Here is a 15,453-nt window from a genome sequence, read left to right as displayed (position 1 = left end):
CCATGTCGATCACTCCCGATACCCCAGACTGGTCAGCCAGGGGCGGGTTCAAACATGGGTCAATTCTCAATGGAAATTTATGCCCCTACCGGGTCAATTCTCAGCGGAAATCTACAATCTATTCTTCCTCGCCCGCGCCCTTGCCGAGTTCGGCCTTGAGCAGAAATGCGTTTTTGGTTGCGACTTGGCTGCCTGCCGCGAGACCCTTCAGGATCTCGACCCGGCCGTTGCTGCGTTGTCCGATCGTGATGGTCTGAGCCTTGAAGCCCCGCGCGGTCCGCACGAACACGATGTCACGCCCCTCGAGCGTCTGCACCGCATCCTCCGGCACCACGATCGCATTGCTAGTCGTGCCGCCTCCGCTCGGTAGGAGCCGCACGCGCACCGCGAGCCCTGGCTGAAGGCTGCCCGTCACATCGAGGACAGCAGTCGCCGAGCGCGTGTCATTGGCGAGGCCAGGCGTGACGGCGCGCACCCGTGCTTCCACGGTTCGGCCGTCGGGCAATTCGATAATCGCCCGATCGCCGGGCGATAGCCGCTGTGCATCGGTCGGTCCGACCGCGGCCTCGACCTGTATCTTCGACGCATCGGCGACGCGCATCAGCTCGGTCTCGGGCTGGACAAAGGCGCCCAAGCTTACGTTCTCCGAGGTAACGCGGCCGGAAATCGGGCTGGACACCAACACGCCGCGGCCATCGGACGTCACCCGTGCGGCCCCTGCCGCCACGCTGGCGCGGCGCGCCTCAGCCACAGCAGACGCGGCCTCGGCTTCTGCCTGTTCAAGCTCGACCCGCGCCGAGACCTTCTGGCGGAATAGATATTGCTCGCGGGCGAGTGCCTTTTGCGCCAGCGTCGATTTCGCAGCGGCAGCTGTGCGATCGGCAGCAAACTGCGCCGCGTCCCGGCTTTCGACGACGGCGAGCGTTTCGCCGGCACGCACCGGATCACCGAGCCGCTTCATCAATCGCGTGACCGCGCCGCCTGCGCGGGCGGTCACGATCGCTTCGCCTTGCGGTGATGCGCTGACTGTCGCCTGCGCTACGATTTCCGCGCCGAGCCCGCTGGGATTGATCGTCTCGACGGCAATACCGGCCTGCTGGACCGCTTGCGCGGTCATCGCCACCGTGTCGGGGTTTTTTTTCTCCTCTTTAGGGGCGGCGGTGTTGCCGCTTGCCGCTTCGGTCGCGGCAGGTTCACTCGCGGTCCAGCGTGCGATCCCGAAGCCGCCAAGTGCGGCGACGATCGCGACAGCCGCCGCACCGCCAAGAAAGCGCTTATCGTTCATCATCGATCATCTCCGGAAATCGTCGGGGCCGGCGTCGTGAGCCGGTCGAGCCGGGCCTGCGCGTCGTGGTACGCCGCAAGCGCATCGACGTAGGTCTGGCGGGTCTGTGAAAGCGTGCGCTCGGCATCGAGGAGCGCGATCTGGTCGAACTTGCCCTGCGTCCAACCGATCCGCGCTATGCGGGCGGCCTCCTGTGCCGCCGCCAGTCCCGGCCCGCCCGCCGCTCGCGCGGTCGCAGCGGCGTTCGCCACTTCGGTTTGTGCGCTAGCGATCTGTTGCCGGGTATCGATCACGGCGAGGTTGCGCAGCGCGATCGCCTGCGTCTGTTCAGAGCGTGACTGCGCCACGAAGGCGCTGCCGTTGTTGAAGAACGGGATCGGGATCGAAATGCCGACGACCGCGGCGGTGTCGTTGGTCGCCGCCAGTCGGCGGGCGGAGGCGCTGACCGTTACGTCAGGAACCCGCAACGACCGAGCCACGCGAACCTGCGCATCCGCGGTGCGAACATCCGCTTCCGCAGCAACCAAGGCGAGCGTCCCATCAACATCGACGGGCCGGGGCGGTCCGTAATCAGCGATCCGCTCGAACCAGGCGCGATCGAGTGGGCCCATCACCGGCACCGACAACAATGTCTCAAGGTTTGCACGCGCCGCCTGTGCCTGCCGGGCCGCGATATCGGCTGCGACCTGCGCATTGATGCGCAGCACATCGGCGCGCTGTTGCTCGATCGGACCTACATCGCCGGCCTTGACGCGCTCGCTTGAGACCCGGAACGCGTTGTTGGCGATCCCTGCCTGCTCGCTCAGCACTTCGGCACGGCGCTCGGCGGCGGCGGCTTCGATATAGAGCTGCGTAATCCGCAAGCGGAGATCCGCCTTCGCGATTTCAGCCTGGACTTGCGCGCGACTGAGGCGTGCGGTTGCAAGCGCGACACGCGCTGGCCGCTTGCCGCCCAACTCTAGCGGGAGCGCCACGCCAACCGTCGTCTCGGAGCTTCGCAAACCCTTGTAGACGCCGGTCCCCGCAAGATTCTCAACCTGCGCCTGCACTTCTGGGTTGGGGCGCAAGCCTGCGACACGCCGCGCCGCGGTCGCGGCATCGACGCCGGCCGTGGCCGCCGCGATCGACGGAAGTGGAGCCGATCCGCTCCCCCCCGATGCCGCGCCGTTGTCGAGGACGGCCGACGGGATGGATGGCATGCCGCCCGCAGCGAGAGCGTTCTCGAGCGAGAACGCATCGGCCGATTGTGACGAAGTGGTCGCCGCCGGAATGCCGGGCGGCGTTGTTGTTTGCGCCCCGGCCGCACCGGCAAGGGACGCCGCGACCATGACGGCCGCGATTGTACGATACATGGATGATAACTCCTGACGAACCGGGTTCGCCCCGCGCGGCAATTGCCGGCGAGGTCAGCGGATCCTCAGGCTTGGGGAGGCCTCAGCGCCGGATCGGCGGTAGAGAGCGGCCGCATGGAATGACTCGCGAAGACGGGGGCGACCCGAAGATCGCGCGTCAGTGCTGCGTTGGTAGCCTTGACCGGCGCTGCGACGTGATCGCCATGGCAACCACCGTGATGATGAGGATAGCCCTTGTCGCTATCAGAAGGCACTTGGTCGGCGTCGCCAGGTACATGGCCTAACGCAACTTCGTCCACGCGCGCCTCATGGGATGAAGCGCTAACATCCGGTCGCTCCAGCACATGCGCAGTCGCCGTCGTTCCCAAGGAGAGGGCGATCGTCAAATACGCAAGGATGTTCAGCAGGCGTCGCACGGATCACGCTCTAACAGGAACGCAGGTAACGGGCTAGTCCGCTCGTCGCATGAAGAAATAAAGCCGTCATCGGAAAGTCTGCAATAAAATAGGACGTGCCTTGCGCCATATCGGGATCGCCTCGGCACGCACCCACTCGCCTAGGAATATACACGCGCGTTCGGGCTGCATCAGCCGGTGGCCGCAGCGGCTCGGCGCCGGTTGAGGATGAACCCGCCGATTACCGCGATGAACATCAGGAGCTGAGCCGCCATCGATTGCAAGGTCGGGAAGATACCGAGCATAGAAACGCGGATCCCGCCGCCAAGCGGCGCAATGTCGATGATGCCGGCTTCCTGTAGCGCCGACACGCCCTTGCCGGCGAGGACTACGGTGAGGATGGCCATCAGCCAAGCACTGTAGGCAAAGAATTTCGCGATCGGCAGGGCGCGGCTGTAGCGCAACATGGCCCAGGCAATGAGCCCGAGCAGAACGACCGCCGAGCCGGCGCCCGCCAACATCATGCCGCCATTGCCCTGGGTCCAGAGCGCGGCATAGAACAGCATCGTCTCGAACACCTCGCGATAAACGACGATGAAGGCCAGGCCGAACAGGAACCAGGCCGACTGCTTCGACAATGCGTGCGATATCTTCTCGCGGATGTAGCGCTGCCATTGGTCCGCCTGCGCCTTGCCGTGCATCCAGATCCCCACGGAGAGCAGGACGACAGCCGCGAACAGCGACCCGAACCCTTCGGTAAGCTCCCGGCTCGCGCCGCTGATCCCGATCGCATAGGTCGCGATTCCCCATGTGACCGCGCCGACTATGAGCGCCCCGATCCAGCCGCCATGGACATAGGGCAGCACTTCAGGCCGCTCGGCCTTGCGGAGGAAAGCGATCATCGCGACGACGATCAGCAGGGCTTCGAGCCCCTCGCGCAGCAGAATGGTGAAGGCGCCCAGGAAGGTCGATGCGCTGCTCGCTGCGTCCGGGGACAATGCCGCGTCGGCATCGTCGAACAGGCCGTCGAGCACCTGGACGCGCGTGGCAACCTCGTCGGCGGGGCGACCTTGCTGGAGTGATGCCCGAAATTCGCCCATGGCGCTTTCGATGTGCCCCATGAGCGTTGCGTCGCGCGCGGTCAGCATCGGCTCGAGTGGCTCGAAGCCATCGAGATAAGCCGAAAGCGCGAGTTCCTGGGCAGCGTGACGGTCGCCACCGCGGTACGCGGCAAGGCTCCGTGCCAGTTTTTCGCGCGCGATGGTCAGCGAGCCGGGTGCCTGCCGGATCACCGCGTCCGGGTGACGGCGCAGATAGGCGATCACCGCGTCGGCCTTGGCAGGTCCGATCGTCTTGGCAAGCACCTCCGGGGTCAGTCCCGCCAGTGTTGTCAGGTCGGGGATCATGTGCCGCAGGCCGGGATCGGATTTCCACAGCCGCTCGCCCTGGCTTGCAAGGGCGTCGGGAAAGGCAAAGCGACCGGCATAGAAGGCCAACGCCCAGCGATCATCGCTCGGCAAGGTCGCAAAGCTTTGCATCGCCGTGCCGTCGATGCCCTGGTCGATGACCTGGTACAGCGCGAAGGGACTGCGTTGCCGCGCGCGCGTTATTTCGCTGAAGGCGATCGGCGGCGTGGTGAGCTTCGCCGCGTCGGGGCCATGCCCATCCCCGGTCATGCCGTGACAACTCGCGCAATTCTGCGCGAACAACGTGGCGCCGCGGGCGAGGTCGGGCGCCTTGCCCGGCGCGAGCGGCACGGGATAGGCCTTGAGCAGATCGGCGGCGAGGCCATGGGCGATGCGGGCGACCTCTTCGGGCGTTCCCTTCGCGGCGATGACGCCCTGAAGTCGAGCTGCGCCCGCGATCAGCTTCCCGCGCGCCGGCGTGGGCGACAGCGTCGAAAGGCGAGTCGATACCGAGGCCGCGAATTCGGTCATCTCGGCATATTCGGAAGGACTCTTCACCCGTCCGCCGCTGACAGCACCGCCATAGTCGACCGCCATATAATCAAGTAGCCGCCATGCCGTCTGGACGTCGGTCGTTTGGGCATGGGCCGCGACGCTTGTGCCAAGGGCAAACAAGAGGGCGCCGAGCACCGCCAGCGCGCGGCGCAACGAGACCGTCCGCAAGAGAATCGACAAAGGGCTGTTTGAAGGCGTAAACATGCGCAACGTCTACACCCTCTAGCCGCTAGAGGGTCAAGTGGTTTTGCGACTTGTTTGCATTAGCTGCTGGCAATTGCGAACGGTGGTATCATCAACCGCCCTGCTCAGCTGAACGTGGCGGAATCCGGCGCCAATGTCTCGATGATGCGGCACTCGGAAATAGTGCCCTGTCCGCACTGGACAATCACGTTGCTCAACTCGGACCTCAAAGTATTCAGATCGCGGAGCTTTCGGTCGATTTCGGCGAGATGCTCCCGCGCGATCGCGTCCACCGCCTTGCAAGAAATATCCTTCTGGTCGGCGAGCTTGAGCAACTCCTGAACCTGGTCGATCGAGAAACCCAGCGCGCGAGCCCTGCGAATGAAACTGAGCCGTGCGAGATGTTGGGCGGTGTAGGCGCGATAGTTGTTCTTTGTTCGGGCGGGCGCCGCCAACAAGCCGATGCTCTCATAATAGCGGATCGTCTCCACCTTGCTGTCGGTGGCTTTGGCGAGACTCCCGATGCTGAGCGGCTCGGTGGACATATCGTTTGACCCTCTAGTGACTTCAGACTGTATAGTGGGTGTCATGTCGAAAAGTCGAGGTGACGCAATGTTCGAGCAGACCGGGACGAGCCCCATAGCGATAGGGCGCCGGTGGCGCTTCAAGGTCCAGGGGCTAGACTGCCAGAATGAGGTTCGATTGCTCAGAGAAGCGCTTATCCCACTCGTTGGAGATGAGCGGTTTTTGTCGTTCCAGCCGAAGCTTGGCCTGCTCGACGTCGATGTCGCGTCCGGCCTCACAGTCGAAGCCGTGATCGCGGCCGTATCGACCACCGGGATGACCGCCGAGCTAGATGGTCAGAGCGGTATCTCAAAAGATGCCGCAGGAGCCGACGGTTGCAGAAGCTGCTCGGGTGAACCGGCGCCCGTTGCCCAGGCTCTCCCGGACCATCCGGACGGCGTCATTTTCGAAATCCATGGCATGGACTGCGGTGACGAAGTCGCGGTGCTCAAGCGCGAACTCGGTCCGATCGTAGGGCCGGAAAATCTGTCGTTCGATCTCATCAACGGTCGCATGTCGATCGCGAGCGGTGCCGATCTCTCTCTTCACGCCGACATCCTAAGGGCAGTCGAACGCACGGGGATGCGCGCCGAACTGTGGAAAGAAGGCGAGCGCAGTGCCGGTGCGCCAGAGGAGCAGCGGCGACGCCGGGTTCAGGCCGGGCTGACCATCGCAAGCGGCGCTTTGGTCCTGGTCGGTTTTGCGATTCACGCGCGCGCAAACGGCTTCGCTGCGGTACTGCACGAGAGTCTGGCGCGCGAGGCGCACCCCCCGGTTCTGGCGATGCTCGCTTATTCCTTGTCGGTCCTGTCGGCAGTTCGATACGTCGCACCCAAGGCGATCCTCGCGGCGCGGCGACTCCGGCCGGACATGAACCTGCTCATGCTGGTCGCGGTGGCGGGTGCCCTCGGCATCGGCCAATGGTTCGAAGCGGCGACTGTCGCATTTTTCTTCGCCCTTGCGCTGGCGCTTGAGGCATGGAGCCTGGGACGTGCCCGCCGTGCCGTCGCCGCACTTATGGAAATCGCGCCGGATTCTGCCCGGATACGAGATGCGGCAGGCGTCGAGAAGGACGTACCCGTTGCCGAAGTTGCGGTCGGAACCCATGTGATCGTTCCCCCGGGCGGAAAGATACCGCTCGACGGCTATGTGGTTGCGGGGACGAGCGCGGTCAATCAGGCGCCAATCACGGGCGAAAGCGTACCCGTTACGGTGACGCAAGACGCGGTGGTCTATGCCGGGACCATCAACGGCATGGGCGCGCTCGAGATCGTAACCACCCGGCCAGCCTCCGACACCACGCTCGCGCGTATCGTGCGCATGGTCGGCGAGGCGCAGAGCAAACGGGCTCCGAGCGAACAGTGGGTGGAACGCTTCGCGCGGATATACACGCCGGTCGTGATGGCGCTTTCCCTGGCGGCATTCCTCGTGCCGCCGCTTCTGCTCGGGGGAAGTTGGGCCGCATGGTTCTATCAAGCGCTGGTGTTGCTCGTCATCGCCTGTCCCTGCGCCCTGGTCATCTCGACCCCTGTCAGCATAGTCGCAGGATTGACCGGCGCGGCCCGGCGGGGCGTGCTGATCAAGGGAGGTGTCCATCTGGAAACGCCTGCCCGCCTCACGGCGATTGCGATGGACAAGACCGGCACACTCACGCTTGGCCGCCCCAAGGTGATCGAAATCATACCGATCGGCACCCGGAGCGAATCTGAGTTACTGTCATTTGCTGCTGCCGTTGAAGCCCGCAGCGAACACCCCATTGCGCGCGCAATCCTCGCCATTGCAGCGGAGCGCGGCATAGACGTGGTCCCCGCGAAAGACGTGACGGCTGTCCCGGGCCTAGGGGTTGTTGGCAAGATCAATGATCGCCACGTCTGGGTCGGTTCTGCCATCTATCTTGAACAGAGGCTCGGCGGCGGCGACAGCGAAAAACTGACAACCGCCTTGAAACGTATCGCTGGAGCCGGACTGACTGGAATCGCGGTCTGGGAATCCATGACAGTGATCGGGTTGATCGCGGTGGGTGATGCGGTGCGACCTGAAGCAAGACTAATCGTTGCACAATTACACGCCCTTGGCATCGCTCAAGTGGTCATGCTCACGGGAGATGCTCGCGCGCCGGCCGAAGCGATCGCGCATGAAACCGGCGTGGATGAGGTTTACGCCGAGCTGCTTCCCGAACAGAAGGTCGAGGCGATAGAAAGACTGGTGGCGCAGCACGGCCTTGTTGCCATGGTCGGTGACGGCGTCAACGACGCGCCGGCGATGGCGCGGGCGAGCCTCGGCATCGCGATGGGCGCGATTGGGAGTGATGCGGCGATCGAGACGGCCGACATCGCACTGATGCAGGACGATCTCTCCCAGCTACCGTGGCTCATTCGGCACTCACGAGCGACACTCACCATCATCCGGCAGAACATCGGCTTCTCGCTTGCGGTAAAGCTCGTCTTCGGGGGGCTGACGCTGCTTGGAATGGCGTCGCTCTGGGGCGCGATAGCAGCAGATGTCGGAGCATCGCTCCTGGTCGTGCTCAACGGGCTGCGTCTTATCGATCGCGACCAGCAGGCGCGATAGCCCGGTTACCGAGCGTCCCGAAGCCACGATCTTCGCTCTTCCATCCCGCAAAGGACTACATTGATATGGCCGGCCAATGTACCGCGAGCATCGACACGGGCTTTGTGACATTGGGCTATGCCAAGGTCGCCCTATTGGGCGTGGTGCAGGGCATTACCGAACTTCTGCCGATTTCGTCGACAGCCCATATGCGCGTCGTACCTGCCGTGCTGGGGTGGCGAGATCCGGGTTCGGCCTTTTCGGCCGCGATGCAGCTTGCGGCGCTCGCCGCCGTTATCAGCTATTTTTGGCGAGACGTTCGCCGTCTTGCGGTCGGGTCAGTGTCGGCGATCAGCCGCCGCGAATTCGCCGATCCCGATCTTCGTCTGGCGACCTGGATCGTGCTGGCAACGATTCCTATCGCGCTGGCGGGCGCGTTACTTTCGAGCAGCCTCAATACATGCAACTCACCCCTTCGCGCATTGCCGGTGATTGGCTGGGCGTGCATCTTGATGGCGGTGCTGATGGCGCTCACCGAAATCCTGGCACGCCACCGCCGCAGCGTCGAGAATGCATCACTGGTGGACGCGCTGCTCGTCGGCCTGGCCCAGGTCGGAGCCCTCATCCCAGGCGTCTCACGCTCCGGATCGACTCTCACCGCTGCGCTCGCACTCGGATTTAAGCGTGAAGAAGCTGCGCGCTTTTCATTCCTGTTGGGCATCCCGGCTATCGCTCTCGCCGGATTGAAGGAATTGTGGGAGCTGCACAAAGTCCACCTCGACATGCACGGCTGGTCCATTCTGGCGGTCGGCCTTGGCGTCGCAACCGTTTCAGCATTCGCGGCGATCTGGGCGCTAATGCGCGTCCTCGAGCGCTTCTCCGCCTGGCCCTTCGTCATCTATCGCGGAGTGCTTGGCGTTCTTCTGGTCATCGCGACCACCAACGCCTGGCTAGTCTAAGCGTCAGCCTCCCAACACATCGGGAAATTGGCATGGCAATGCCTCGTCGACGCATCGCGATGCCTATGCCTATGCCTATGCCTAGGAGGTTCACCCAATCTGGTATCAGGCGAATGGTCGTGCAGCTCAGTCAGATGTAGCCACAGTCCGATAGATACTAGATTTCGGCGACGATGAGAGGCGCCGTGACAGGTTCGCCGCTCTTGCAGCAACATCGATCAAATCGTGCTCAATTGGTAGCAGACAATGTTGTGATCAACGGGCATCCGACCTGATCGCCGACGTCGCAGGCACGAACGGTGTCGGCGGAATGGCCTTTGAACGCCATGGTCATTGCTGGCCAGCCCACCGCCAGTATCGGCCGATGCTGGATCGTGAGCTTGTTCGCCTTGGTATCGATCGCGGTGATGACATCGACACCCTGCCCCGTCGTGACGGCAGGCGCCTTCTTGTCCATGCCCGCCATACCGGCATGCCTTTCATATCTCCGCTCATGGATTGAGCGAGGGCCGGACCGGCGGAAGATGGCGGCGGTACGCAATGCGATGCGTAGCGCTCTTATGATGACTTCCTTTTGCTGAGAGGTTGGGGTCGTTTTGGAAGATGGACGTAGCGGCTTGCGCAGCAACAGCGGCTAAGCGGCCGCCAAAACGAACATTGACACCGGCGAGGCTGCCAGCATGCCACCGACTGAGTATGGCGATCCGGCTCATCACCTCCAAACCAGCGCCAGTCCCGAGCAGGACCTGTAGCTTCCCATTGCTTTCGTGTCGAGCTGCTCAGTAGTAGTCGGCAAGCTTTAGAACCCGCGTCGTTCCGTTCGCGAGCTTAAGCGTTACCCGGCTTCCTGCGGGGCCGTAGCGCCATTGCCAAAGCAATCCCCGCGTATAGGAGCTGTCGATAGGACGACCGTCCACGGCTACAACCTGCTCACCGACGGCCCACCCCGCCCGATCCGCAGGGCTGCCGGATGCCACATGCACGACAGTCAGGTCAGTAGTGGAGGCGGCGAGGCCGAGGCCGCTTCGATCCTTCAGCATCGGCAGGCGCGCCCGAGGAGGGGCGGAACGCAACCACAACTGTCCTTGAGACACGTCCAGTACGATGTCGAATTGTCCGAGCAACGGCATCCCCACATTCCCTACCGTGCTCACCGAGGTCCACCGATCAAGGGCGAGCGCCGGAACTAAGGCGCTCGAGAGCGCGCCCAGGCTCACCTTGTCGGCAACGAAGGCCTTGACGATTTGCACTCCCTCGACCCCGCCAAGGGCGGCGGTGGAGACGGTCTTGCCGACGAGAACGGAGTGCGCCTCGATATAGGCGGAGGATAGCATCAACGCCGACGAACTGCCGAAATCGAGCATCAGCGGCACCGGGTCCAGTCCGGCGATGGACGCGAGCACAAACAATTCCCGTTTGGCCCCGTGCCCGAGCGGAAGTACAGTCCATTCCGGACCCCCCACAAAGCTGGCGGTCTTCTCAAATGCAAACCGCCGTGTCGTGAAATCGAGCGCCAGGCAGCCACCCGCTAGTACGTCTGACCCGAGGATCATGTCGATCGGCCGACCAAAGGCGGCCGAAACCGCCCCCAAGTCTGCAACGACTGCGGAGGGGAGGACGGTAGCATGAGTGTCCAGCATCACCGCGACATTACGGACCAGACCAACCGGAGCCTTGCCGCCCAGGCCGTTGATCCGTCGCGGCTCCAGGTTCGTCAAGCCAAGCTTGGCCGCGAGCGGTTTGCTGATAATTGACGCGCCGCTTCCGCTGTCGAGCACCGCGTCGATTGCTACGCCGGACACCTTGGCCGGCACGATCAGCGTGTCGCCGGTTGCGACTTCTATCGGGCGCCAGACCGGAGGCGTAGCGAAGCCGCCCCAAGACCGACCCCGCTCGGTCCTCGCTGCCAATAGAGGAAGCGGAATGCTCGTCATGAGCCCGGCCCCGAGCCACATGATCGCCGCCCGCCGGTCAGCATGCCAAATCGTCTTGATTTCTTCCCTGGGTTCCACCGAATTTCCATTCGCTTCTCACGAGTCGCGGAGAGGTTCGAGCGTTGCTACATGCTCCAGCCCCTCAAGGATCAAGCCCCCCGACCGAAAATGATACGGCCATGCTGCGGGTTTAGCGATCAGAAGCGTTTCGAGAAGCCCGCCGCGAGAAAAGGATGAGGTGGTTTTGTGCCGGCGGCACCCGTCCCGACGCTAAGGTCAATCTGTATATCGTGCCCGATGATGTACGCGGCCCCAACGTCGAAGATCAACGAAGCACGTCCATTCTTCTCCTCGGCATATTGAAGCCCGGTGTCGACGAAAAAATTCAGGATCTTGCTCGGATTGTAGTTCAACGTAGCTGCGAACAGTCCGGCGGCATAGGAGCGCTTCGTGTCGTCCTCGTACACCGCCACGCCGACGTTGGGGTTCAATGACCATTTGTCGACAAAATTCCAGTCGGCCGCCAAGCGGAAATCCCCGGTTGCGCGCGAGTTACGAAAAGCACTGGAACCAGAAGGTGGAAAGACCCGAACGATTGCGCCGATTGATGGCTGGGTCGATCCCACTGCCTTGACGATATTGTACTTCAGACCAATCGAGGACGGCGCAAACCCGCTGCTGTCCGTATCGACTAGGGCCGGGTCGTGCTGGCGCTGCCGAGTGAACGTGTTGCCTTCGACACGGAACTCCCAGTTCTTGCTGAACCCATATCGCAGCAGCCTCGGAATAAAGGTCGTATGCTCTCGTTCATCGCCGTTGCTGCGATACTCGCGCTGGATAGCCGTCTCGAACTGAAAATGACCCCTGGCCAACCGTCGTGCTTCCATCCGCGATCCCGGGCCGATCGGGATTGATGAAGTCGTCGGAAGGGTCCGCATGAGCTGGAGCTGCCACTGCGAACGCCGCAACGATAATGAGCGTTGTTGATGTGCGAAGATGGCAATGGGGCATCGAAAACTTACTCCGCTCCTGGACGCAATCAGTCGGCACCTAAGCGGCTGGCCGCGCTATCGCTTGAATGACCCGGCACTCGGCCATCGTTCGGGCGCAGCACCCGCTCGCGCTCATGGCGCTCAGCTCGTCGCGCAAGGCAGAAAGCTGGCGAAGCCGATCCTCCACACCGACCAGGTGCCGCGCTGCGATTTCCGCTGCTTCCGCACAGTCGCGCTCCGGTTGATCGGCAAGCGCGAGGAGCGAACGAATTTCCTCGATCGAGAAACCGAGCCTTCGCCCGTTCCGCACGAAGTTCAGGCGATCCACGTCGCCGTCACCATAGGTGCGTCTGCCCGAGGATGTGCGCTCAGGTGTTTCGAGCACACCAATTTGCTCGTAAAAGCGGATCGTCGTCACCTTGGTCGCAGTCGCGCGCGCCAACTCACCAATCTTCATCTCGCATTTGCTCCAAATCATTTGCTGCCATCGAACTTTGCGCTTGCTCCTACAGCAGCTAGAGATTGTAAAGAAGCCAGATGATTGACACCCGAATCGTTAACGCGCCCGCCCGCCATGGACGGGGCGAGCGTTGCCCGACCTCACGGTTGACGGCGTGATCGCGCTTCTGTTCCTTCCTTCCGCGTATGAGATCGTCCGCAATGCGCGGACTGAACTCCGGCCGGCAACCTAGAGGTGCGCAGGATGATCGTTCCGCCGCGCGCGGTTTTGTGCGTGCTGAATGCAACGCTGGTCGCGTGCCTCGCTGGCGCGTCGGTCGCGCAGGCGCAAACGGGGTCTCAACCGGGGGTGCCGACGACTTCGACCGAGGGAGAGGTGCTTAGCCTTGAAGCGGCCTTGTCTCAGGGCGGCGCCGCTTCGCCCTCGATCGCAGCATCGACTGCCGGTGTGCAGGCGGTCACGGCCGCCCGTACGATAGCGGGATTGCGCCCAAACCCCGAGGTTCAGCTGCAAGTCGAAAATTTAGCGGGTTCGGGGCAATATCGAGGCTTCCGCAGCGCTGAATCAAGCGTCGGAATTGCGCTGCCTCTGGAACTAGGAGGCAAGCGCAGCGCGCGGCTTGCGCTGGCGAACGCACGACTGACCCGGGCTGAGATCCAGACCGCAATCGCCGTTGCCGACCTTCGGCTCAGGATCACGCAGCTCTATGTCGAGGCGGCCGCAGCCGAGCGTCGTACAGAAGTGCTGTCGGAGCAGTCTGCTATTGCAGCAAATGCCTTGCGGATCGCAAGCGAACGCGTTCGTGCCGGCGCGGCATCGCCAATCGAGCAGCAACGCGCTGATGTCCTCCGGATCAACGCACAGGTCGCTGCCGACAGTGCGGGGCGGCAGGCACAGGCTGCAAGACTAAATCTCGCCGCGCTCATCGGTCGCCCGATCACGGGGCTGCTTGACCGCGCCTGGTTCGATCAGGTCGCAAGTTTCTATGGGCCCGCTCAGCCCGTCGATGTCGAAGAGACTCTCGCTTTTGCCGCTGCCACCGCCGACGTTCGCGCGGCGGATGCTCAGGTCCGACTAGCTCGCGCGTCACGCATTCCTAACATCACGATCAGCGCAGGAGCCCGTCGTTTGGCGGAGACCAATGACACAGCCGCCGTGGTCGGCGTGAGTGTCCCCATCCCGATCTTTAACAATGGTCGGGCCTTCGTCAGTCAGTCGCAAGCCGAGCAGACGCAGGCTCAGGCGCTGCGCTCCCTCGTGGCACTCGATACCCGCCAGGATATCGCCCGCGCGCAAACCGAAGTCGCCAATGCTGCCGCGACTGCACGCGCTACGGGAGGCCCAGGTCTCGCTGCCGCAGCGGAGGCGGCCAGGATCGCGCGTATCGGTTACTCTCAAGGCAAGTTTGACCAGATCGCGCTGCTAGACGCCGAGCGAACGCTGTCTCAAACCCGGCAAGCCTATGTCGATGCGCTTGCCGCCTACCACGATGCAGTGGCGAGATTGCAGCGTCTGACGACGCCAGCCACCCTCGCCAACGGTGAGGCGCGGCAGTGATGAACTTGGAACATAAGCCGGGTTCCGGCCGCACGTGCCTTGGGCATAAGTCGTATGCTCGCGCCTCGTTTTATCTCGGAGAACACCTATGATCCTTCAGGATAAGCGCCTGCTTGGCAGTGCGGCCGGTGTCGCGTTGATCGCCGCGCTCGGTGGTTTCGCGGTTGCCCGCTATACCACGGGCGGCTCGAAGCCCGTCGAGGCCCCGGCCAGCGTTCCTGCGGCTGCATCGGGCAAGGAGAAGAAGCCGGATACCTTGGCAATGACCGCACAAGCAATGCAGCAAGCTAGCATTGCGACTGAAACGGTCAAGGCAGGCGGTCTGGGTGCCGAAATCGTTAGCCAAGCGACAGTGGCAGCCTCCCCTACTGGCGAGGCGATCGTCACAGCGAGAGCCGGAGGTGCGGTGACGCGCTTGCTCAAGCGCCTGGGCGATCCCGTACGAGCAGGCGAAGCGCTCGCGATCGTCGAGAGCCGTGAGGCGGCTCAATTCGCGGCGGATCGCACGGTCGCAGCTGCCAAATCAGCGCTGGCGCAAAAGGCATTGGCGCGAGAGCAATATTTGTACCGGCAGAAAGTATCCGCGCGGGTCGATCTCGAGCAGGCTCAGGCCGGGGCGACGTCCGCGGCGGCCGAGGCGCGACGCGCGCAGGTCGCCGCGGGAGCGGCAAACGTCACAAGCGATGGTCGCGGTGTCGTCGTCGCAAGTCCGATCACAGGGCGCGTGACCGCCGAAAACGTAAGTCTCGGGGCGTTCGTTCAACCCGAGACCGAACTGTTCCGGGTTGCCGATCCTGCGAAGATTCAGATCGAAGCCGCGGTCGGTCCGGCTGATGCTCAGCGCTTATCCCCCGGTGACCGCGCAATCGTCGAATTGCCCGGCGGGCGGACGATCGAGGCGCGCGTGCGCGCCGTGACCCCTGGCCTTAGCGGGGAGACTCGTTCCGCGACTGCGGTGTTAGATGTTCCCGGTTCTCTGCAGCCGGGTCTCGCAGTCCGGGTGCGGCTCCTGCCAAGCCGCGGCGAGGTTTCGAACGCGATTGTCGTGCCAGAAGACGCCGTTCAGAGCCTTGAAGGTCGCGACGTCGTGTTCACACGCACTGCTAAGGGTTTCCGCGCCCAGAATGTCACTACCGGCCAGCGCAGCGCCGGCCGCATCGAGATCGTGTCGGGCCTCTCAGCCGGGCAGACCATCGCCACCAAGAACGCCTTCCTGCTCAAAGCCGAACTCGGCAAGGGCGCGGGCGAGGAAGAATAACAG

At 63.3% G+C, this 15,453-nt stretch carries 13 protein-coding genes; 4 read left to right on the top strand and 9 right to left on the bottom strand.

Annotation, left to right across the window (positions count from 1 at the left end; all coding sequences use genetic code 11):
• Positions 1-118 precede the first annotated feature (118 nt).
• The 5 genes from ACP7BL_RS16195 to ACP7BL_RS16175 all read right to left on the bottom strand — a co-directional run bounded on the left by ACP7BL_RS16195 (position 119) and on the right by ACP7BL_RS16175 (position 5,721).
• Positions 119-1,285 (bottom strand): efflux RND transporter periplasmic adaptor subunit, encoded by a 1,167-nt coding sequence (locus ACP7BL_RS16195; protein ID WP_010405569.1) that lies wholly within the window; start codon positions 1,283-1,285, stop codon positions 119-121.
• Positions 1,285-2,637, bottom strand: a complete 1,353-nt coding sequence (locus tag ACP7BL_RS16190; protein ID WP_010405568.1) for a TolC family protein — start codon at positions 2,635-2,637, stop codon at positions 1,285-1,287. Before ACP7BL_RS16190 ends, ACP7BL_RS16195 begins: the two co-directional genes overlap by 1 nt.
• A gap of 65 nt (positions 2,638-2,702) precedes the next feature.
• Positions 2,703-3,053 carry a hypothetical protein gene (locus ACP7BL_RS16185; protein ID WP_081988561.1) on the bottom strand — a complete coding sequence of 117 codons (351 nt, stop codon included), beginning with the start codon at positions 3,051-3,053 and terminating at the stop codon, positions 2,703-2,705.
• 170 nt (positions 3,054-3,223) lie between these two features.
• Entirely contained in the window at positions 3,224-5,161 is a 1,938-nt protein-coding gene (locus tag ACP7BL_RS16180) for a cytochrome c/FTR1 family iron permease (RefSeq protein WP_029622657.1), read from the bottom strand.
• Between the two features lie 140 nt (positions 5,162-5,301).
• Positions 5,302-5,721 (bottom strand): MerR family transcriptional regulator, encoded by a 420-nt coding sequence (locus tag ACP7BL_RS16175; protein WP_010405566.1) that lies wholly within the window; start codon positions 5,719-5,721, stop codon positions 5,302-5,304.
• A 67-nt stretch (positions 5,722-5,788) separates the two neighbouring features.
• On the opposite strand from ACP7BL_RS16175, the gene ACP7BL_RS16170 reads away from it, so the two are divergent.
• On the top strand, positions 5,789-8,311 hold the full coding sequence (locus tag ACP7BL_RS16170) for a heavy metal translocating P-type ATPase (RefSeq protein WP_249340854.1): 2,523 nt from the start codon (positions 5,789-5,791) through the stop codon (positions 8,309-8,311).
• Positions 8,312-8,415: 104 nt separating this feature from the next.
• Positions 8,416-9,249, top strand: coding sequence for an undecaprenyl-diphosphate phosphatase (locus ACP7BL_RS16165; protein ID WP_245535632.1), 834 nt, complete (start codon positions 8,416-8,418; stop codon positions 9,247-9,249).
• A gap of 229 nt (positions 9,250-9,478) precedes the next feature.
• On the opposite strand, the gene ACP7BL_RS16160 is transcribed toward ACP7BL_RS16165, so the two are convergent.
• The 4 genes from ACP7BL_RS16160 to ACP7BL_RS16145 all read right to left on the bottom strand — a co-directional run bounded on the left by ACP7BL_RS16160 (position 9,479) and on the right by ACP7BL_RS16145 (position 12,632).
• Positions 9,479-9,715 carry a copper-binding protein gene (locus ACP7BL_RS16160; protein WP_010405563.1) on the bottom strand — a complete coding sequence of 79 codons (237 nt, stop codon included), beginning with the start codon at positions 9,713-9,715 and terminating at the stop codon, positions 9,479-9,481.
• A 313-nt stretch (positions 9,716-10,028) separates the two neighbouring features.
• Complete coding sequence (locus ACP7BL_RS16155) at positions 10,029-11,261, bottom strand: aspartyl protease family protein (protein WP_231564856.1); 1,233 nt, start codon at positions 11,259-11,261, stop codon at positions 10,029-10,031.
• A gap of 119 nt (positions 11,262-11,380) precedes the next feature.
• The gene (locus tag ACP7BL_RS16150; protein WP_126849019.1) at positions 11,381-12,121 is read right to left on the bottom strand and encodes a transporter; all 741 of its coding nucleotides are present in this window, start codon (positions 12,119-12,121) and stop codon (positions 11,381-11,383) included.
• Positions 12,122-12,233: 112 nt separating this feature from the next.
• Positions 12,234-12,632, bottom strand: coding sequence for a MerR family transcriptional regulator (locus ACP7BL_RS16145; RefSeq protein WP_033963081.1), 399 nt, complete (start codon positions 12,630-12,632; stop codon positions 12,234-12,236).
• 279 nt (positions 12,633-12,911) lie between these two features.
• On the opposite strand from ACP7BL_RS16145, the gene ACP7BL_RS16140 reads away from it, so the two are divergent.
• Entirely contained in the window at positions 12,912-14,192 is a 1,281-nt protein-coding gene (locus tag ACP7BL_RS16140; protein WP_033963168.1) for a TolC family protein, read from the top strand.
• Positions 14,193-14,280: 88 nt separating this feature from the next.
• Positions 14,281-15,450: an efflux RND transporter periplasmic adaptor subunit gene (locus ACP7BL_RS16135; RefSeq protein ID WP_010405553.1), complete on the top strand. Its 1,170-nt coding sequence runs from the start codon at positions 14,281-14,283 to the stop codon at positions 15,448-15,450.
• Positions 15,451-15,453: the final 3 nt, after the last annotated feature.

This window comes from Sphingomonas sp. DC1600-2 (assembly GCF_049897605.1).
In the GTDB taxonomy this organism is placed as follows: Bacteria; Pseudomonadota; Alphaproteobacteria; order Sphingomonadales; family Sphingomonadaceae; genus Sphingomonas.
The sequence above is the reverse complement of the archived record's forward strand: the minus strand, read 5'-3'. Positions and strand labels throughout refer to the sequence as shown.